The following is a 16891-nucleotide window of genomic DNA, read 5'->3' as shown; positions in this document are numbered from 1 at the left end:
ACGCCCGATGGCCCTCGATCTGAACGATCCTGAGCTCGAGTTCGCCGATCTCGTCACCGCCTACCAGAGCTGGGTGATGGCCGTGATCAACGACGAGAAGCTGGGGGGCGACAAACTCCTCACCGACGACATCGCCGACGACGCCCTGAACGCGATGCGCTTCCTGCCGGATGTGGTGACCAGCGCCATCGAGACCACCCTGGCCCGTGTCTACGACGTGGACCCCGACGAACTCGCCGAACTGCTCTACCCCGAGGACTGAGCGGCGCCCGGTCGATGACCCCAGGCGACTCGCCGGCGGACAGCTACGTCCTGGGGACCGAACCGGAGGAGGAGCTAATCCGCCAGGGGCACGGGTCGGCCGAGGAGGCCGCCGCTGCCGCCGCGGCCATGGCCAGGGCGCGCCTGGATCCAGGGGCCTACTGGGTCGGCCCCACCGTGCTGGCCCTGCGGGCCCGCCGCGGGCAACACCCCTAACCTCCCCATGTGATCCCCCTCCTCCGCCGCTCCCCCACCCCGCCCGGCCAGGGCCGACGCCAGGCCCGGATCACCCGGCTCGCCGTGGGGCTCGCCATCCCGTTGCTGGCCTCCCTGGGGGGCTGCCAGGGGCAGCGGCTGCAGCCGATCCTGCGCCCCCTCGAGGGCACCCTCTACATCGCGGTTGGGGTCAGTCAGGAGGCCCTGGACACCGAACTGCAGAAGGAAGTCCGTGAACGCACGGCCCTGCTTCAGGCCTCGTTCCGCACCCTGCAGCCGCGGGTCAGGCTCCAGGTGGAAACCTTCACCGAGGAACGGCTGCGCAATGAACTCCTCGTCCGCAACCGGACCGGCCTGAGCCCCGACCTGCTCCTTGTGAACGAGTCCACGGCCCAGGAACTGGCCCGGGAACGGCTCATCAGCACCGTGTCCTTGCCGGCCGCGGTGCTGGATCAGCTGGATGCGGGTTCGGTGGTACGGGTCCGGCGCAGGGACGGCACCCTGACGGGCATCCCCCTGGAGCTGCAGCCCCTTGTGGCCTGCTTCGATCGGCGCCGCGTCAGCCGCAGCCCCGCCACCCTCAGCGAGCTGCTGGCCTTCAGTGCCAAGGGGATGGAGGTGGGGCTGTCTCTCGATGCGGTGAGCCTGGCCTGGACCCTGGGCCCGCTTGGGGCGATCGACGCCGTCAGCGACCTGCTGGCCGGGAAACCGGTGACCCCGGCGATGCGGACCAGCCTGGATGGCTGGCTGCAGTGGTTGCGCGAGGCCGACCTGCAACAGCACGTCACCGTTTACCCCACCGAGACGGAACTGCTGAAGGAGCTGATGGTGGGGACCCTCGACTGGATTCCCTGCCGCAGCATCAACATCACCCGGCTCCGGTCGCGCCTGGGCACGAACCTGGGCGTGTCCCCCCTGCCCTCCGGCCCCTTCGGCACCGCCAGCCCGATCACCCGGGAGCGGGTGCTCGCCTTCGGGGTCAACTCCAGTCCGGGCCAGCGCCAGCTGGCCCTGGCCCTGGCCCGGTTCGCCATCAGTCCGCTGCACCAGCGAGACATGGTCCTTCGCAACCAGTACGTGCTGCCGGTGAACCGGAAGGTGGCTCCGCCGGTGAGCAGTTCCTCCGTGGTGGCCGCCATGGTGGAGGGCCGAAAGCAGTCGATCAAGAGCTCGACGCTCCGCCTGGAGGGGAAGACCAGCAAGAGCCAGAGGGACGCCTGGCAGGCGCTGCTCACCCGTTTCCTCTTTGATGACCTGAGCCAGCAGGACGCCCTCAAGGGCCTGATCGACCTGCTGGGTGGCGAGAGGTCCCGATGAACATGCTGCTGCTGGAGATCCTCGGCTGGTTCGGCTACCTGCAACGCATGGAGGTGCGTGTCCAGCTGATCCTGTTGCTGCTCGTGTTCCTCGGCCAGGGGCTGCTGGGCCCGCGGCTGGCCCCGCGGTTTCCCCCGGCAGGGCGGCCGAAGCTGGTGATCCCCACGCTGCTGGGCCTGCTGTCGCTGGCCCTGGGGCTGGGCGGGCAGCCCTTCGGCCTGGTGCTGCTGGGGCTGCTCCTGTACCTCGGCTGGCTGGGGCTGGGCGGGGTGCGACTGCTCCTGGGCCGCTTCATCCAGCCCCAGCCGATGCAGTTGCTGGAGACGCGCCTGATCCGCCCGGCGTACCTGCTGGTCGCCGCTTTGCTGGTGATCCGGGTGTTCGACAACCCCCAGGATCTGGCCCTGATCCCCATCGGCGAATGGTTCGGCTCAGAAGTGACCGTGGGCAGCTTTTTGCTGGCGGTGGTGATCCTGTACGTGCTGGCCATGGGCACCGGGCCGCCGGCCCAGGGTGTGGCCTGGCTGGTGCAGCGCAGCGTGGGCATCAGCAACGGCAGCCGCCGGGCCCTGGCCCTGATGATCCGCTATGCGGCGGTGGCCGTTGGCATCGTCTGGGCCCTCGATCACGTGGGCTTCAACCGCACCGCGATCCTGGCGGTGGCCGGCGGTCTTTCGGTGGGCCTGGGTTTTGGCATCAAGGAAGTCTTCTCGAACTTCGTCAGCGGCCTCTGGCTGTTGTTCGAGGGGTCGGTGCGGCCTGGGGAGGTGCTGTTCATCGACGGTGATCCCTGTGAAGTGCGCAGCCTCGGCCTGCGGGCCGCCGTGCTCTGGCGCGACCGGGATAACGCCGAACTGGTGATCCCGAATCAGACCTTCTTCACCAGCACCACCGTCACCTACACGGGCACCGACACCCTGCGGCGCAGCCAGGTGCTGGTCAGTGCGGCCTACCACCACGATCCCGACGACGTGATCGCCCTGCTGGAAGCCACGGCCCGCGGCCAGAGCCGGATTCTGGCCACCCCGGCGCCGAAGGGCCTGCTGCTGCGTTATGGCGATTCCTCCATCGACTACGCCCTGCGTTTCTGGATCGCCAACCCGATGGATAACGTCTCCATCTGCAGCGAAGTCCAGGCCGCCATCTGGCGGGTCTTCCGGGACCGGCAGATCGAGATCCCCTTCCCCCAGCAGGTGCAGTACCAGGTGGAGGGTCCACCCAAAAGCTGAACCTGGCTCCCCTGGCGATCGCAGGCCCGAGTTGTAGAATTTCGCCCAATACCAACCGCCATTGCATCATGCTCAAAGGTGCCGATCTGCTCGCCAAGGTGAAAGAGCTGGGCGATGCCTCGAAGTCCGATCTGGTGCGCAGCTGCGGCTACGTGAGCACCAAGAAGGACGGCAACGAGCGCCTGAACTTCACGGCCTTCTACGAAGCGCTTCTCGATGCCAAGGGGATCAACCTCGGCGACGGCGTCGGCAAGGCGGCCACCAAGGCCGGCCGCAAGCTCGGCTATACCGCCAAGGTCCAGTTCAACGGCAACCTGCTGGTGGGCAAGGCCTACACCGCGATGCTGGGCCTCGAGCCGGGCGATGAATTCGAGATCAAGCTCGGTCGCAAGGCGATCCGGCTGGTGCCCGTGGGCGGCTCCGACGACGACGAGTGAAGCTTTGTACGGCGTACCGCTGTCGCCGTCGCTTCCGATCTAAACCAAAGGTGCGGGGCCGGGGAGATTGATCAACTCCCCAACGCCTTCGCAAAGTAGCCCCCCTCGGGTCATGCTCGAGGGGGGCTACGTGTGTTCGGGGTCCGGGCCCTGTGCTTTGGAACGCACACGACGGGGCGAATCGTCAACCAATCCGCAACCTTCTGTTACGTTGAAGGCCGCTGCGTGGTCCATCCATGCCTCACCCCCCATCCCATCCGGCAGCAGCCCTGCACCCCGGCAGCTTCGTGGCGCTGGGCAGCCGCCAGGGCGGCACCTACCAGGTGATCAGCATCGACGAGGAAACCGACAGCTGCTGGGTGCGGCGCTGGCCCCTCACCCGCCACGGATCCCCCGCCTTCTCGGCCGCCCTGCCCGATCTGCGTCCCCTGCACCGCCCCTCCCACTGAGCCCTTCCCCCTTGCCCTGCACCGGAGTAAAGCCATGATCCCGATGGGTTTCGTCATCACCTCACGGCTGTTCTGCCGCGCCGGTCGCCTGGCCCTGCTGGCGGCCTCGCTGGCCCTGGTCGCGGAGGCCCTGGACCTGGCCCTGGCCCACACACTCTCCTGAGGTCGCACACGAGCGCCCTGGGTACCCTGAGCCGATGGCAGCGACGGACCGGGGACAGCACCCATGACCGAGGGCATGGCAGGGGCATCGACCCTGGTGGAGCTGCTCCAGCTCCCCTTCATGCAGCGGGCCCTGCTGGGCGGTCTTCTCAGCGGCGCCCTCGGCGGCGTGCTGGGCAGCTTCGCCGTGCTGCGCCAGCTTTCCTTCTTCAGTGACGCCCTGGGCCATTCGGCCCTGCTCGGCATCACCCTGGGCCTGCTGCTGGGGATCGATCCCACCCTGGTGCTGATCCCCTTCGCGGTGCTGTTCGCCCTGATGACGAACCAGCTGGTGCAACGCAGCAAGCTGCCGGCCGATGCCCTGCTGAACATCGTCTATTCCTCTTCGCTCGCCATGGCCGTGGTGGCCCTGAGCCTGCTGCACGTCTACAAGGGCGGCATCCAGCAGCTCCTGTTCGGCGACATCCTGGGGGTCACCTGGCTTGACCTGGCCCTGATCGGGGCCCTGCTCGTCGTCACCACCGGCTACCTCACCCTCACCCGGCGCGACCAGGTGCTTCTCACCCTCGACGAACCCCTCGCTCGCTCCCGGGGGGTGGCCGTCTCCCTGCACCGGTTGCTGTTCCTGGTCCTGCTGGCCGTGGTGGTGGCCATCTCCGTCAAGGCGGTGGGGGTGCTGCTAATCAGCGCCTTCGTGGTCATCCCCGCCTGTGCCTCGCGGCTGGTCAGTCGGCGCTTCGGCACCTATGTGGCCCTCTCCGCCGGACTCGGGGCCGCCGGCGCCGTGCTCGGCCTGCTGCTGTCGGCCGCCTTTGCGCTGCCCTCCGGCCCCTGCGTCGTGATCGCCCAGCTGGTGGCCTTCCTGGTCTCCCTGGCGGTGGCACCGCTGCGGGGCCGGGCGGCGACCTCCTGAACCGCGATCAGCCGGGCGGGGAGGCCGTCCCCGGGTCAAGGTGGCCGGTCTTGACCCAGATCAGGCAACCGCTGCCGCTGAAGGGCGCATGGCGACTGCCGGCCGGATTGCGCAGCCAGGTCCCGGCCGGGTAGGCCCCCTGCTCGTCCTCGAACACCCCCTCGAGCACGAAGATCTCCTCGCCCCCCGGGTGGGCGTGGAGGGGGAAGCGAGTTCCGGGCTCCCAGCGCACCAGGGCCACGTGCTCCAGGCCGAAGCCATGCAGGGGCAGGACGCTCAGGCCGGGCACCAGGCCGGGCACGAAGGTGGAGGAGCCGGTGTCGATCACGACCCGCGTCTGGTCGGCCGGATCCATCTGGCGGAGCTTCACCAGGATGGTGCAGCCGGCCGCACTGAAAGGGGCATGGGCGGAGCCGACCGGGTTACGCACGTAGGTGCCGGGGCCGTAGTCGCCCTGCTCATCCGAGAAGACCCCCTCGAGCACGAGAAACTCCTCGCCGCCGTCGTGCCCATGGGGGGAGAAACGGCTGCCGGGGGCGTAGCGGACAACCGAGGTGGCCCGGGCGACCTCCCCGCCGTCGCGCTCCAGCGGGCGCCGCTCCACCCCGGCCAGGGGTGAGAGATACCAGGGCAGAGAGCCGCTGTCGACGACCACCCGCAGGGCCGGATCGGCATGGAGCTGGGTGGGGAGGGGGGCGGGGGCCATCGTTCAGAGGGAGCTGGTGAGCAGCATCGGGCCCTTGGGCGCCGGGCCGTTGGGCTCGCCTTCAACGCTGACGCTGACGGCGCTGGCTTGGCTGGTGGGGGAGAGGGGGATGGGCATGGCCACCTGGCCGCTGGCGTTGGGCACAAAGTGGACGCAACCGACGGTCTTTCCCCCCACGGTGGCCCAGAGGCGGTAGGTGCGCTGCGGCGGCAGGGGGGGGAGGTGGCTGAGGGTCAGCAGGTTGTGGGTGCGGTTGCCGGTGACCAGCACCTCACCGGCCGCCTTCTGGCCGGGCTGCACGGCCTGCAGCGGCAACAGGCGGGGATCGGCGAGCGGTGCCGGCGCCAACTGCCGCTGCAGACCCGCCAGCTGCTGGCGGGTCTGGTGCAGCTCGCCGGCGAGCACCAGCAGGCCGGCCGCCAGCAGGGAGGGCACCAGCCAGAGACGCCAGGGCCCCGGCCGGGCGCTGGGCTGCAGGAGGCGCCGGCGCAGGGCGGGAGGCGGCACCGCGGTGGCCGGCAGGGCCAGGGGCAGCAGCTCCAGGGTGGTGCTGAACTCCTCGAGCCGCTGGCGCAGCTCGGGCCGCTCCCGCAGCAGCATCGCCAGCTGCTCCCGCTCGGCCTCCTCGAGGTCCCCCAGGGCATGGCCGGCGAGCAGGGCGTCGATGCCGGCGGCATCGGGGGTGGGGATGGCGTCGGGAGTCATGGCTGGGCGGGCGAATCGTGGAGGAGGGCGCGCAGGCGGATCAGGCCCTGGCGGGCGCGGGTCTTGACGGTGCCGAGGGGCAGCTCCAGCAGCGCTCCGATCGCCGACTGGCTGAGTCCTTCGTAGTAGGCCATCTCCAGCACCTGGCGCTGGTTGGCGGGGATCGCCGCCAGGGCCCCCCGGACCCTGTCGGCCAGATCCTCCGACTCGGCACGGTCGTGGGGGGTGGGCACGGCCGACGGGAACAGGTGCTCCGACCAGCGTTGCACCAGCTGCCAGCGGTTGGCGCGCTGGTTGAGGCGGTTGATGGCCATCGAGCGGGTCAACAGCAGCAGGTAGGCCAGCACCGGACCCCGAGCGGGGTCGTAGCGCCCCTGCTGCCAGTAGCGCAGGAAGACGTCATGGGTGAGGTCTTCGGCCTCCTGGCTCGAGCGGCACAGCCGCAGGGCCAGGCGGTACACCGGACCGCTGCAGCTGTCGTAGAGCGCGCCCAGATCGCCGGCCTCGCCAGGGGCCCCCGAAAGGGAGCCCCGCAGCGGCGGCCGTCTGGGGGGGGGCGTCGGCGTCGGAGGGGTTCACGACCGGGGGGTGTTCAGCGGGAGTGCCGTTCTTCGGATACCGGCGAAGGCTGCGATCGGATGGGGCCCGGCCGGCGGCTGACGAACACGCCGGCCAGCACCAGGGCCGCACCGGCCAGCACGGGGATGCCCAACGGTTCCCCCAGCAGCAGGGCGGCGCTGAGGACCGCCACCACCAGGGCCAGGGAGCTCCAGAGGGAGACGACGGCCACGCTGCAGCGGCGGTAGGCCTGGCGCAGGGCCAGTTCACGGCCGAGGGAGAGGGTGACGGCATAGACGCCGATCACCCCCACCACCCACCAGAGCCGCAGCAGGAGGAAATGCTGCGGTCCGAACAGCACCAGGGCGATGGCGCCGAAGACCAGGGCACTCAGCAGGGTGGGCACCCCCACACTCACGGCCGCCGGCCAGCGGCGGGCGGCGATGGCGCGGCCGCTGACGGCCGAGCCGGCGAAGGCCAGCACCCCCACCAGGGCCCAGGCGATGCCGGCGGCGTCATCCATCCGGCCGCTGCCCATGGCCGTGGCCGCCTGGGGCACGACCAGCCCGGCACCGATCAGCACCAGGCTGAGCCGGAAGCCGGCGGGGAGCGCCTCCCCGAGCAGCCAGCGCGCCAGCAGGGCGGAGACGGGCAACACCAGGGCGAACAGCAGCGTCTGGCTGATCACCGAGAGGGATTCCAGGGCGAGGTAGTAGGCCACGGGCCCGAGAAACAGGCCCAGGCCCCCGTGCAGGGCGAGCAGGCGCCGATCGGCCGGCCCCAGCTGCGCCAGGTCGTTGCCCAGGCTGCGCCGTCCGGGGATCAGGGCCGCCAGACCCACCGTGAGCTGGGCCAGGAAGAAGACATTGCAGAAGCTGATCGGGTTCTCACCATCCACCGGATGGGCCATCCCGTGGTCCTGCAGGCCCTTGAGCACGGTGGCGTCCATCCCCCGCAGCAGCACGTAGAGCAGCAGCGGCAGCAGGCCCGGGATCGGCCGCGCTCGCCCGTCCGATGGATCTGGGAGCCTCATCGGCTCAGGATGGCGCCCTCCAGGCCACCAGGGAACAGCCGGAGAGCGGCCCGGAGCGCTGGGCCGGGGCCCCTACTGTTCCTGCGTCGGGCTCCGGGTCCTCGTGCGCCTCTCCACCGTCCTCAACCAGCTGTCGCGGCCAGCACGCCGCACCCTGGATCACCAGCGCAGCCCCTGGACCAGCCTCTGGCGCCAGCCGGTGTCGATGGCGATGCGGATGCCATGGCCGGTGTTCTTCCTGGCGATGACGCTCATCTACCTGGCGGAGGTGCTGATCTTCGCCCTGGCGTTCCAGCTGGATGCCGGCCATGTGGAGGCGGAGGGGGCGATGGGGCTGCCCGCCAGCGGCATCTTCGCCCTGCAGAACATGTTCAGCGCCAGCTTCCAGTCGGCCAGGGTGAACTCGCCCTACACCCTGGGCCTGGCGGCGGGCCAGCGGATCATCGGCATCCTGACCACCGCCATGGTCACGGGTCTGTTCTTCCTGCGCTTCACCCAGGTGGATTCCCCGCTGCGGTTCAGCCGCCAGCTGTGCCTGAGCTGCTGGCCCGGTGGTCACCTCAGCTGCCGCTTCGTCACCACCGACCCCAGCTACTGGTTGAAGGTGTCGTACACGATGGCCCTGTTCGTGGATGAGGAGATTGAACCGGGGCTGTGGCAACGCCGGGTGCACCCGCTGCCCTTGCTGAACCCCTCCACGCCCCAGCTGCATGTGACGGCGGTGCTGACCCACCCGCTCACCCCGGAGAGTCCCCTGGTCCAGCTGGGTCTCGACGCCATCGCCCGGGCCAGCGGTGCCCTGATGGTGCTGGTGGAGGGTTCCGACGAGGTGACGGGATCGTCCCTGCTCCAGGTCCACCACTACCGCATCGAGGACATTCTCCAGGGCCGGACCTTTGCCGATCTGGTGTCCGTCGACGGCCGGGGGCGTCGCCAGGTGAATCTCGACGCCCTCCACCACACCGTGCCGATCACCTGAACCGGCACCGGATCGAATCCGGAGCGGCCGCCCATGGGTATCTGCTGGTGAGCGCGGGTTCTGGCGTCGCAACGCCTGGCCTGTCCCTCGCCCCTCACACCCCATTCGCCATGACCCGCTCCCCCCGCACCGTCCTCACCGGCGCCCTCACCCTGGTGGCGGCGGCGGCCTTCTCCGGCACCGTCCTCCCCGCCCGCAGCCTCGGCCTCCCCGCCGTCGAGCCGATCACCCCCGCCCTGGCTTCCCTGGCCCAGGCCATGGCGAAGGCCAGCGGCAGCTTCCGCAAGGCAGAGGCTCCCGTGAGCGGCGGCTTCTCGATCAGCGAGCAGGGCGGCAAGACGGTGCTCACCCTCAGCGGCGACTTCAAGACCAACGACATGGCCCCGGATCTGTGGGTGGCCTTCAGCCCCTCCGCCACGCCCCTGGCGATGAGCAAGGCCCCCGGCTTCCCCCTCAAGCCCGGCAGCTACACGCTGCTGTCGAAGCTGAAATCCAGCAAGGGGGGCCAGAGCTACGTGATCCCCGCCTCGATCGACCTCAAGGCCCAGAAATCGGTGCTGATCTGGTGCCAGAAGTTCAACGCCACCATGGCCTGGGCGCCCCTCAAGCCCTGAGCGCCAGGCCCCTCAGCGTCCACTCAGAGTCCGGCGAACCACTCGTAGCCCCTGTCCTCCCAGGTGCCGAGGCGGTCGCCGAGGCTTGTCATCAGCTCCAGGCCGGTGACCCACTTGCTCTGCTTGTAGCCGAGCTTGATGGGGCTCGCCAGCCGCACGGGGGCGCCGTTGGCCACGGGCAGCGGCGCCCCGTTCATGTGGGTGGCGAGCAGGGTCTGGGGGTGCAAGGCGGAGGCCAGATCCCAGGTCTCGAAGTACTGGTCGGCGGAACGGATCGCCAGATAGGCCCCGAGGGGAGACGGGCCCGCCAGGGCCAGCACATCGGCCAGACGCGGGCCCGACCAGGCGACGATCGCCGCCCAGCCCTCCACGCAGACGTGGCGGACGACGCACTCCCGCTGGGGCAGGGCGGCCAGGGCGGCCAGATCAAGGCGCAGGGGCCGGCGCACCGCCCCGTTGACCACGAGCCGGTAGCTCTCCGGCGGGAGGTTGGGGGTGCCGTTGAAGCTGTTGACCAGCAGGGCGGCCGGCTCCACCTGGCTGCGCCGGAATTCGGGCACCGGCCCCTGGCCCTGCAGCAGGGCCTCGATCCGTTCGTTCAGCGGCTGGGTGGCGGCGCCCACCGCGGTGCTCCAGCGGTTGAGGCCACAGCCGCCGAGCAGCAGGGAGGAGCCGCCGGAGACCAGCAGGCCGAGGGCACGGCGGCGGCCGGGGTCGCTGCCCATCACAGGGCCATGCGCCGCAGCAGCCGCAGGCCGCCCACCCGCCAGGAGAGCCCCACGTGGGCCACCAGCAGCAGGGCGATGGCGGGGATGGTGGCCAGGTGACAGACCCGCAGCGTCTGCCAGCTGGAGTGGCCGGCCGGCTCGGCGAAGGCGAACAGGGACACCAGCCACCACAGCTGGGCCGGCTTGTACATGGCCAGGCCCGTGATCAGGCTGAAGGCCAGCACGACCAGCATCAGGGTGTAGGTGATCCGGTGGCTGGCCAGGCGGCGCCGGGGGGGACTGGCGCTGCGGCGCAGGGTGCCCAGATCGCCGCCGTCGGCCAGGCGCCGGTGGCGGCGCTGCAGCAGCAGGCCGATCCAGAGCCCCAGGTTGGCGGCATACAGACCCATGACGCCGAAGTGCCAGTCGCGGCCGCCGGCCAGCCAGCCGCCGAGGGTGAGCCACTCGGGCACGGTCGCCCCCGCCCGGCCGCCGAAGACCGGATTGGCGTTGTAGATCTCCAGGCCGCTGCCGGCCATCAGCAGCAGCACCAGCAGGTTGAAACCGTGGAAGGCCCTCGTCCACAGGGGGTGGGCGCCCGGGCGAGCGGAGCCGGAGGCGTCAGAGAGCGTGATCACCGGCTGACGCCAAGGGAACGCCGTCAGTCTGCCGAGCTGTCCTTGTACCCGCTGCCACACGATCCAGCGGCAGAACTCACCACAATGGGTCGGTCAACCCCTTGCGGTTGCCTCCCATGACTCTCCGGGCCGGGCCATCGGCTCCTGAACGCCAGCACCCTCGCGTTGCAGGCTCCGGCGCCCGTGGGACGGGCACATGGTGGTTGGGGCGACTCCTGGCTTCCGTTCACACAGAGCGAGAGAGGGGCAGGGCCTACCAGCCGCGTTTCACCCGCGACCACCTGGCCTTCTCCTGGCTCGGGGCTTTGCTGTCCCTGGCCCTGCTCGGTGGTCTCAGCGCCTGGAGCGGCTACCTGCTGATGGCGGCCCCGCTGGGGGCGTCCTCGGTGCTGTTGTTCGGCCACCCCCGCAGCCCCCTGGCCCAGCCCCGCAACATCGTTCTGGGCAACGGACTGGGGGGCCTGATCGCAATTCTGGTGGTGAGCTGCGGCTGGTCCGGTGCCTGGGGTGTGGCCCTGGCGGTCGGGCTCACGATCGTGGTGGGGCAACTGGGTCGTTGCCTCCACCCCCCGGCCGGCGGCGTCGCCTTTCTCGGGGTCTTTCTCAAGGCCGGTGCCGGATTCGTGCTGTTTCCCGTGCTCTCGGGGTCGGTGCTGCTCGTGTTGCTCGCCTGGCTGTTCAGCCGGGGGGTCAGGGGAGCCTCTGCGTACCCGGCGCACTGGCTCTGATCCGGGCCTCAGGCGGAATGGAGCTGGTCGAGCTGCTGCTGCAGGCGCTGCTTCATGCGCGTCTGGACCAGGTGGCAGAGCTCCTCCACCAGCTCGGCGTCGGCCCGGTAGATGAGCCGGACCCCTTCGCGCTCGCAACTCACGAGGCCGGCCCGCTGCAGCTGGGAGAGCTGGCGACTGATGTGGGACTGGCTGAACCCGGTGGCCTCGATCAGGGAGGCGACATCGCAGGGACCCTGCCGCAGATGGCAGAGCAGCTGGAGCCGGGCCGGCTCGCTCAGCAGCCGGAAGAACTGGCTGAACTCCTCCAGCAGCTCCGGACTGGGAATCGAACCGGGACCGACCACGCCCATGCCAGATCACTATGACGCTAGCGACATTATGCAGCGCCGTTCCCGCCGATGGGGCGCAGACAGCGGCAGCTTTCACTCTTTTGCCGTTGTATGCGTGTATGGTCATAGTCACCAGTCCAAGCCCCGCGATGTCCGCCGTCCCCGCATCGCCACGCCATGCCGCCCGGTCCCGGCGGAGGGGACGGTCTTGAGCGGCCCGCTGCTGCTGCTGATGGCCTCTGGCGGTGCCGTGATCGGATTCCTGCTGGCGGTGCTCGGCGCCGGCGGCTCGATCCTGTTGCTGCCCCTGCTGATCAGCGGCGCCGGGCTGCCCACCCGTGAGGCGGTGCCCCTGTCGCTCCTGGCCGTCACCCTGCTGGCGGTGGCCAACGCCGGCCCCTACCTGCGGCGGCGCCAGGTGGCGCCCCGGCCCGCCCTGATCCTGGGGGTGCCGGCCCTGGCGGGCAGCTGGATCGGCGGCTCCCTCGTCAAGCAGGGGCTGATCCCCGAGCCGGTGCAGCTGGCGGTGTTCGCCGCGGCCGCCCTGGTGGCCGCCTGGTTGCTCTCACGGCGGCAACGCGGCCCTGGCGGCGACAGGCACGCCACCGGATCCCGGCGGCCCGGAGGGAGCCTGGCCCTGGCGGGGCAGGGGGTGCTGGTGGGCCTGCTCACCGGGATCGCCGGCGTGGGCGGCGGCTTCGCCATCGTGCCCGCCCTGGTGCTGCTGGCCGGTCTGCCGATGCCCCTGGCCAGCGGCACCAGCCTGGTGCTGATCGCCACCAACAGCCTGGTGGCCCTCGGGGCCCTCGGGCACTGGCCGGCGGCCGGCCTGCCCCTGCTGGCGCCCCTGATCGGCGGCGGACTGCTGGGCGCGATCGGCGGCCAGGCCCTGGCCCCCCACCTCTCCGATCGCCACCTGCGCCAGGGCTTCGCCGCCCTGCTGGTCGGGTCAGCCCTGCTCACGGGCGCCGAAGCCCTCCAGCGCCAGCGCAGCCTCGGCGCCGCCAGTCCCCCCACCCACACCGTCCCGCACCAGCCATGAGCCAGCTCCTGTTCCAGTTCCAGCTGCAGAGCCGCCACGGCGCCGCCGGTGACAGCCTCAGCGTCGATTTCCGCAACGGCGAGCAGGAGCCGTGGCAGCCGCTGGAGCCCAGCCTGCAGACCCCCGGCTTCCGGCTCTTCCTGCTGTCGCTGCTGCTCTGCCAGCACCACTACCTGGTGGCCAACGCCCTCGAGCGGCACCTGCCCCTGGCGGCCGTGGACGGGGTGCTGAGCGTGACCGCCTCCGCCGACTGGATGGTCGAGGCGGTGGAGGGCACGTTCCAGGTGCGGCTGGAGGCGGCCGATGGGGCGGCGACGCCCGCGCTGGATGGGGCCAGCCGGGCCTTTCTGGAGCGGCGCATGAAGGTCTGTCCGGTGTCGCGGAATCTGCCCGGTACGGTGACCAAATCGATCGTGGTGCAAGCGGCGGGATGATCCGGGCGTTCGAACCGGCCGACTGGCCAGGGGTGTGGGCGGTGCTGGAGCCGGTGTTCCGTGCCGGCGAAACCTTCCCCCACGACCCGTCCATCGACAGCGACGCCGCCCATCAGGCCTGGGTGGGGGCCGTCGCCGCCACCTTCGTGGCCACCGATGCGGACGGCGCCATCCTGGGCACCTACTACCTGCGCCCCAACCAGCCGTGCCTGGGCGCCCACGTGGCCAACGCCGGCTATGTGGTGGCCGAGGCCGCCCGGGGCCGGGGCGTGGGCCATGCCCTCTGCCACCACTCCCAGGAGGAGGCGCGGCGGCGGGGGTTCACGGCGATGCAGTTCAACCTGGTGGTGAGCACCAACACCGCCGGCGTGGCCGCCTGGAGCCGCAACGGCTTCCGCACCATCGGCCGGCTGCCGGGGGCGTTCCGCCATCCCCGCCTGGGGGAGGTGGATGCGCTGGTGATGTTCAAGACCCTGGCCTGAGTTCAGGGGGTGGGGTGTTGCTCGCAGGGCATCCAGAGGGAGCCCATGGCGTGGGCCCCTTCGCAGCCGAGTTCCTTCGCCTTCCTGAGGGCCTCCTCGCGGCTGGGGTAGGCGTAGAGGTTGGGCTGGCCCTGGCCTGAGCTGTGGTTGTGGTGATGGTGCACCTGGCCGCTTGGGCTGCCGAGGCGGTAGGGGCCCATCCCCTCCATCCCCACCCACCAGACGCCCATCACGTTCACCCCGGCGATGAGGATGCCCATGCCCACCACGGAGGCGTTGATCACCCCCATCGCCACCGCCCCCAGGCTCAGCACTCCCATCGGCACAACGCCGATGCTGATCACCCCCATGGGGACGATGCCGATCGAGATGATGCCCAGGGGGGCGATGCCGATGGCGACGATCTTCGGCCGGCCACCACAGGCCGAGGGGCCGCTGGAGGGAGGGGCGCCGCCGGAGGGTGGATTCTCGGGCGCGGCTGGGTCAGGCATCAGTGGGAGCCGTGGCCGGACGTCCCGCCTTTGGTTTCGCCATGGGTGGCACAGGGCATCCACTGGTTGCCCATCTTGTGCGCCCCGGTGCAGTTGAAGTGCTTGGCGGCGGCTTCGGCTTCCGCCTTGGTGGCGAACACCGCCTTCTGGGCCCCATGGCCGGGCTGCTGGGCCAGGGCGGGGGCGCCGCCCAGGGCGGCCAGGAGGCCGGCGGCGGCGGCCAGGGGAGCAAGGGGCGGCCGAAGGAGAGACACGACGATTCCTGAAACGACAATCATTCTGGCAGTGCTGATCTCAGGGAGTGCTGGCGCTGGGAGTTCAGGGGTTGTCATAGCTGGGCACGGTGGGATCGCCGTCCCGGCCGAGGCGCCGGCTCGCCGTTTCCCTGGCGCCGGTGGCCGGTTGATGGGTTCCGGCCCGGGCCCTCGATCTGGGTGGTGTAACGGCCGGGGAAGATGGGGCTCATGGGGGGAAGGCACCAGCTGTCACAGCGTGCCCGCCTCCAGCTGATGCAGATAGAGGAACTCCGGGGATTCGACACCGGCCTGGCGACGAATCTCCACCAGCTCGGGGGACTCGAAGAACGCCTTCGCCCTGGCGATCGATTCCCAGCGGGAGAAGTGCACCACCTTGTTGGGGTCGCTCGCATCTCGGAGCACCTGGAACGACCGCTCGCCGGCCTCACGGCGCAGGCTGGCCGCCGCGTCGAACACCTGTTTCCAGGCCCCGTAGTCCCGCACGGCGTGGATGATCAGCACATGGTCCATGGGAGTTCACGCCCGGCGGGCCGAAGGGATGAGGCGCCGGCCGCAGAGGACCGCGCCAAAGCCGAACACATACATCAGTAGGCTGTAGACCGCCGCCGGCACCGCCATGTCGGGACTGTTGAGCAGGCCGGCGGTGATGGCGATCGCCAGGGTTCCGTTCTGAATCCCCACTTCGATCGCGATGCACACCTGCTGGGCCAGCGGCAGCCGGAACAGCCGGCCGGCCAGGAAGCCCGCCAGCATGGCGAGCACGTTGAGCAACGCGATGGCCAGTCCCATCTGGGCCAGAAAGCCCGGCAACTTGGGGGCCTCGCGGATGAACAGCAGCAGGATGATCAGCGCCAGCAGGCCCCCGGCCAGGCGGCCCATCTGCTTCTCCAGGCGCCGGGCCGGCCCGGGGAAGCGGTGACGGAAGGCCATGCCGATGGCCGTCGGCAGCAGGGTGATCAGCACGATCTGCAGCATGGTGGTGCCGATCGGCAGGGCGATCGCGGCCCCCTCCCCCAGGAAATACTGGAGGGCCAGGTTGGTGAACAGCGGAATCGTGACCACCGTGACGATGCTGCTCACGGCCGTCAGCGTCACCGACAGGGCCACATCCCCCCGGGCCAGGTAGGTCATCAGGTTGGACGACGGGCCGCCCGGGCAGACGGCCACAACCACCAGTCCCACCGCCATCACCGGCTCCATGGGCACCAACAGGGCGATGAGGGCCCCCAGCAGCGGCAACACCAGGCACTGGCAGGCCGTGCCCACCGCGACCGCCCGTGGATAGCGGGTGATGCGCTGAAAGTCCTCGGGCACCAGGCTGAGGCCCATGCCCAGCATGACGATGGCCAACGCCAGAGGCAGCAGGACCACCGTGAAGATGCTGCTCTGCATCAGTGGATGGCCATGCCCCGCATCACCGTGCCCATGATGCTCACCCGCGCCCAGCGCGGCAGGGGCACCAGCGACCAGCTCAGCAGCTTGGAGAGCGCGCCCGGCAACACCGTGGTCTGCCGCCCCAGGGCCGCGAGGATCGGCCCGGCGATGGCCTCCGGGTCCATGGCCGCCCCCATCCGCATCCCGGCCCTGGCGGCGAAGCCGCTGTGGGTGGGCCCGGGCGCTGCGGCCAGCACGGCCACGCCGTCGCCCCGGAGTTCCACCTGCAGGGCCTCGGCCAGGCTCTGCACGTAGGCCTTGGTGGCGGCGTAATGGGCCGCGTAGGGCATCCCCTGGAAGGCGGCGATCGAGCTGAGCAGCACCAGGCCGCCCCGACCCCGCTCCCGCAGGCGACGGCCGAAGTGGTGGCAGGCCTGCAGCACCGCCCGGCCGTTGACCATCAGCATCTCGGTTTCGCTGGTGATGTCGGACTCCAGGAAGGGGCCGGAGCTGCCGAAGCCGGCGGAGGCCACCAGCAATCCCACCTCCAGCGGGTCGGTGACCCGGCGGATCGCTTCGAGGTGGTCCTCCCGGGCCAGGTCCACGGCGACGACCTGCACCTGCACGCCGTGGCTGGCGATGAGGTTGGCCGCCAGGGTCTCGAGCCGGGGGCGATCGCGGGCCACGAGCACCAGGTTCAGCCCAGCGTCGGCCAGGCGGCAGGCCAGGGCGCGGCCGATGCCGGAGGAGGCTCCGGTGACGACGGCCCAGGGGCCGTATTGATCCAGGAAACGCCGCTGGCGTCGGGTCGAGGCGGATGACATCGC

The 16891-nt window shown here is 70.6% G+C and carries 25 protein-coding genes; 13 read left to right on the top strand and 12 right to left on the bottom strand.

What is annotated here, in order from left to right; genetic code table 11:
• Window positions 1-7 precede the first annotated feature (7 nt).
• The 7 genes from H6G99_RS04710 (at window position 8) to H6G99_RS04680 (ending at window position 4984) form a co-directional block, all read left to right on the top strand.
• Window positions 8-262 carry a hypothetical protein gene (locus H6G99_RS04710; protein ID WP_094585220.1) on the top strand — a complete coding sequence of 85 codons (255 nt, stop codon included), beginning with the start codon at window positions 8-10 and terminating at the stop codon, window positions 260-262.
• Window positions 263-276: 14 nt separating this feature from the next.
• Window positions 277-477, top strand: a complete 201-nt coding sequence (locus tag H6G99_RS04705) for a hypothetical protein (RefSeq protein WP_190610225.1) — start codon at window positions 277-279, stop codon at window positions 475-477.
• 9 nt (window positions 478-486) lie between these two features.
• Window positions 487-1794, top strand: a complete 1308-nt coding sequence (locus H6G99_RS04700) for an extracellular solute-binding protein (RefSeq protein WP_094585222.1) — start codon at window positions 487-489, stop codon at window positions 1792-1794.
• Window positions 1791-3023, top strand: a complete 1233-nt coding sequence (locus H6G99_RS04695) for a mechanosensitive ion channel family protein (RefSeq protein WP_094585223.1) — start codon at window positions 1791-1793, stop codon at window positions 3021-3023. Before H6G99_RS04700 ends, H6G99_RS04695 begins: the two co-directional genes overlap by 4 nt.
• A 68-nt stretch (window positions 3024-3091) precedes the next feature.
• Window positions 3092-3460, top strand: coding sequence for an AbrB family transcriptional regulator (locus H6G99_RS04690; protein ID WP_015110192.1), 369 nt, complete (start codon window positions 3092-3094; stop codon window positions 3458-3460).
• Between the two features lie 236 nt (window positions 3461-3696).
• A complete protein-coding gene (locus tag H6G99_RS04685; protein WP_094585224.1) occupies window positions 3697-3909 on the top strand; it encodes a DUF8657 domain-containing function in 213 nt (70 codons plus the stop codon).
• Between the two features lie 238 nt (window positions 3910-4147).
• Complete coding sequence (locus H6G99_RS04680) at window positions 4148-4984, top strand: metal ABC transporter permease (protein ID WP_190610223.1); 837 nt, start codon at window positions 4148-4150, stop codon at window positions 4982-4984.
• Between the two features lie 7 nt (window positions 4985-4991).
• On the opposite strand, the gene H6G99_RS04675 is transcribed toward H6G99_RS04680, so the two are convergent.
• The 4 genes from H6G99_RS04675 to H6G99_RS04660 all read right to left on the bottom strand — a co-directional run bounded on the left by H6G99_RS04675 (window position 4992) and on the right by H6G99_RS04660 (window position 7986).
• On the bottom strand, window positions 4992-5690 hold the full coding sequence (locus tag H6G99_RS04675; RefSeq protein ID WP_190610222.1) for a cupin domain-containing protein: 699 nt from the start codon (window positions 5688-5690) through the stop codon (window positions 4992-4994).
• Window positions 5691-5693: 3 nt separating this feature from the next.
• Window positions 5694-6395, bottom strand: a complete 702-nt coding sequence (locus H6G99_RS04670) for an anti-sigma factor (protein ID WP_190610220.1) — start codon at window positions 6393-6395, stop codon at window positions 5694-5696.
• Window positions 6392-6856: a sigma-70 family RNA polymerase sigma factor gene (locus H6G99_RS04665; RefSeq protein ID WP_353617174.1), complete on the bottom strand. Its 465-nt coding sequence runs from the start codon at window positions 6854-6856 to the stop codon at window positions 6392-6394. The genes H6G99_RS04670 and H6G99_RS04665 overlap by 4 nt, the downstream gene beginning before the upstream one ends.
• 131 nt (window positions 6857-6987) lie before the next feature.
• The gene (locus tag H6G99_RS04660; protein WP_190610218.1) at window positions 6988-7986 is read right to left on the bottom strand and encodes a DMT family transporter; all 999 of its coding nucleotides are present in this window, start codon (window positions 7984-7986) and stop codon (window positions 6988-6990) included.
• A 103-nt stretch (window positions 7987-8089) separates the two neighbouring features.
• On the opposite strand from H6G99_RS04660, the gene H6G99_RS16545 reads away from it, so the two are divergent.
• Complete coding sequence (locus tag H6G99_RS16545; RefSeq protein ID WP_190610216.1) at window positions 8090-8965, top strand: hypothetical protein; 876 nt, start codon at window positions 8090-8092, stop codon at window positions 8963-8965.
• A gap of 110 nt (window positions 8966-9075) precedes the next feature.
• Window positions 9076-9579: a DM13 domain-containing protein gene (locus tag H6G99_RS04650; RefSeq protein WP_190610215.1), complete on the top strand. Its 504-nt coding sequence runs from the start codon at window positions 9076-9078 to the stop codon at window positions 9577-9579.
• 23 nt (window positions 9580-9602) lie between these two features.
• On the opposite strand, the gene H6G99_RS04645 is transcribed toward H6G99_RS04650, so the two are convergent.
• Together H6G99_RS04645 and H6G99_RS04640 are read right to left on the bottom strand one after the other, a co-directional pair.
• Window positions 9603-10304 (bottom strand): molybdopterin-dependent oxidoreductase, encoded by a 702-nt coding sequence (locus tag H6G99_RS04645; protein ID WP_190610213.1) that lies wholly within the window; start codon window positions 10302-10304, stop codon window positions 9603-9605.
• Window positions 10304-10924 (bottom strand): cytochrome b/b6 domain-containing protein, encoded by a 621-nt coding sequence (locus H6G99_RS04640; protein ID WP_233133896.1) that lies wholly within the window; start codon window positions 10922-10924, stop codon window positions 10304-10306. Before H6G99_RS04640 ends, H6G99_RS04645 begins: the two co-directional genes overlap by 1 nt.
• Before the next feature lie 203 nt (window positions 10925-11127).
• Here H6G99_RS04640 and H6G99_RS04635 point away from each other — a divergent pair, with 203 nt between their 5' ends.
• Window positions 11128-11652 carry an HPP family protein gene (locus H6G99_RS04635; protein WP_502707667.1) on the top strand — a complete coding sequence of 175 codons (525 nt, stop codon included), beginning with the start codon at window positions 11128-11130 and terminating at the stop codon, window positions 11650-11652.
• A gap of 8 nt (window positions 11653-11660) precedes the next feature.
• Here H6G99_RS04635 and H6G99_RS04630 read toward each other — a convergent pair whose 3' ends face one another.
• Window positions 11661-12005, bottom strand: coding sequence for an ArsR/SmtB family transcription factor (locus H6G99_RS04630; RefSeq protein ID WP_094585233.1), 345 nt, complete (start codon window positions 12003-12005; stop codon window positions 11661-11663).
• Between the two features lie 187 nt (window positions 12006-12192).
• Between H6G99_RS04630 and H6G99_RS04625 the strand changes: the two genes are divergently transcribed.
• The 3 genes from H6G99_RS04625 to H6G99_RS04615 are packed head-to-tail and all read left to right on the top strand — an operon-like array spanning window position 12193 to window position 13942.
• On the top strand, window positions 12193-13026 hold the full coding sequence (locus H6G99_RS04625) for a sulfite exporter TauE/SafE family protein (protein ID WP_353617173.1): 834 nt from the start codon (window positions 12193-12195) through the stop codon (window positions 13024-13026).
• Window positions 13023-13460 (top strand): hypothetical protein, encoded by a 438-nt coding sequence (locus H6G99_RS04620; protein WP_190610209.1) that lies wholly within the window; start codon window positions 13023-13025, stop codon window positions 13458-13460. The genes H6G99_RS04625 and H6G99_RS04620 overlap by 4 nt, the downstream gene beginning before the upstream one ends.
• Complete coding sequence (locus H6G99_RS04615; RefSeq protein WP_190610208.1) at window positions 13457-13942, top strand: GNAT family N-acetyltransferase; 486 nt, start codon at window positions 13457-13459, stop codon at window positions 13940-13942. Before H6G99_RS04620 ends, H6G99_RS04615 begins: the two co-directional genes overlap by 4 nt.
• A 2-nt stretch (window positions 13943-13944) precedes the next feature.
• Here the strand turns inward: H6G99_RS04615 and H6G99_RS04610 are convergent, their stop codons facing one another.
• The 5 genes from H6G99_RS04610 to H6G99_RS04590 all read right to left on the bottom strand — a co-directional run bounded on the left by H6G99_RS04610 (window position 13945) and on the right by H6G99_RS04590 (window position 16888).
• Entirely contained in the window at window positions 13945-14433 is a 489-nt protein-coding gene (locus tag H6G99_RS04610) for a DUF3721 domain-containing protein (RefSeq protein WP_190610206.1), read from the bottom strand.
• A complete protein-coding gene (locus tag H6G99_RS04605; RefSeq protein WP_502690423.1) occupies window positions 14433-14687 on the bottom strand; it encodes a DUF3721 domain-containing protein in 255 nt (84 codons plus the stop codon). The genes H6G99_RS04610 and H6G99_RS04605 overlap by 1 nt, the downstream gene beginning before the upstream one ends.
• Window positions 14688-14918: 231 nt before the next feature.
• Complete coding sequence (locus tag H6G99_RS04600) at window positions 14919-15200, bottom strand: antibiotic biosynthesis monooxygenase (RefSeq protein WP_190610204.1); 282 nt, start codon at window positions 15198-15200, stop codon at window positions 14919-14921.
• 6 nt (window positions 15201-15206) lie between these two features.
• On the bottom strand, window positions 15207-16082 hold the full coding sequence (locus H6G99_RS04595; RefSeq protein WP_190610202.1) for a bile acid:sodium symporter family protein: 876 nt from the start codon (window positions 16080-16082) through the stop codon (window positions 15207-15209).
• Entirely contained in the window at window positions 16082-16888 is an 807-nt protein-coding gene (locus tag H6G99_RS04590; RefSeq protein WP_190610200.1) for an SDR family NAD(P)-dependent oxidoreductase, read from the bottom strand. Before H6G99_RS04590 ends, H6G99_RS04595 begins: the two co-directional genes overlap by 1 nt.
• Between the last annotated feature and the right edge of the window lie 3 nt (window positions 16889-16891).

Source organism: Synechococcus sp. FACHB-909 (assembly GCF_014698945.1).
GTDB lineage: Bacteria > Cyanobacteriota > Cyanobacteriia > PCC-6307 > Cyanobiaceae > Cyanobium.
Note: the sequence above shows the minus strand (reverse complement) of the source record. Positions and strands in the feature narration are given on the sequence as shown.

Bases quoted from the DNA above. Each gene is read 5' to 3' on its own strand.
- H6G99_RS04710 (WP_094585220.1), top strand. From the start codon at position 8: ATGGCCCTCGATCTGAACGATCCTGAGCTCGAGTTCGCCGATCTCGTC.
- H6G99_RS04705 (WP_190610225.1), top strand. From the start codon at position 277: ATGACCCCAGGCGACTCGCCGGCGGACAGCTACGTCCTGGGGACCGAA.
- H6G99_RS04695 (WP_094585223.1), top strand. From the start codon at position 1,791: ATGAACATGCTGCTGCTGGAGATCCTCGGCTGGTTCGGCTACCTGCAA.
- H6G99_RS04690 (WP_015110192.1), top strand. From the start codon at position 3,092: ATGCTCAAAGGTGCCGATCTGCTCGCCAAGGTGAAAGAGCTGGGCGAT.
- H6G99_RS04685 (WP_094585224.1), top strand. From the start codon at position 3,697: ATGCCTCACCCCCCATCCCATCCGGCAGCAGCCCTGCACCCCGGCAGC.
- H6G99_RS04680 (WP_190610223.1), top strand. From the start codon at position 4,148: ATGGCAGGGGCATCGACCCTGGTGGAGCTGCTCCAGCTCCCCTTCATG.
- H6G99_RS04675 (WP_190610222.1), bottom strand. From the start codon at position 5,690: ATGGCCCCCGCCCCCCTCCCCACCCAGCTCCATGCCGATCCGGCCCTG.
- H6G99_RS04670 (WP_190610220.1), bottom strand. From the start codon at position 6,395: ATGACTCCCGACGCCATCCCCACCCCCGATGCCGCCGGCATCGACGCC.
- H6G99_RS04660 (WP_190610218.1), bottom strand. From the start codon at position 7,986: ATGAGGCTCCCAGATCCATCGGACGGGCGAGCGCGGCCGATCCCGGGC.
- H6G99_RS04650 (WP_190610215.1), top strand. From the start codon at position 9,076: ATGACCCGCTCCCCCCGCACCGTCCTCACCGGCGCCCTCACCCTGGTG.
- H6G99_RS04645 (WP_190610213.1), bottom strand. From the start codon at position 10,304: ATGGGCAGCGACCCCGGCCGCCGCCGTGCCCTCGGCCTGCTGGTCTCC.
- H6G99_RS04630 (WP_094585233.1), bottom strand. From the start codon at position 12,005: ATGGGCGTGGTCGGTCCCGGTTCGATTCCCAGTCCGGAGCTGCTGGAG.
- H6G99_RS04620 (WP_190610209.1), top strand. From the start codon at position 13,023: ATGAGCCAGCTCCTGTTCCAGTTCCAGCTGCAGAGCCGCCACGGCGCC.
- H6G99_RS04615 (WP_190610208.1), top strand. From the start codon at position 13,457: ATGATCCGGGCGTTCGAACCGGCCGACTGGCCAGGGGTGTGGGCGGTG.
- H6G99_RS04610 (WP_190610206.1), bottom strand. From the start codon at position 14,433: ATGCCTGACCCAGCCGCGCCCGAGAATCCACCCTCCGGCGGCGCCCCT.
- H6G99_RS04600 (WP_190610204.1), bottom strand. From the start codon at position 15,200: ATGGACCATGTGCTGATCATCCACGCCGTGCGGGACTACGGGGCCTGG.
- H6G99_RS04595 (WP_190610202.1), bottom strand. From the start codon at position 16,082: ATGCAGAGCAGCATCTTCACGGTGGTCCTGCTGCCTCTGGCGTTGGCC.
- H6G99_RS04590 (WP_190610200.1), bottom strand. From the start codon at position 16,888: ATGTCATCCGCCTCGACCCGACGCCAGCGGCGTTTCCTGGATCAATAC.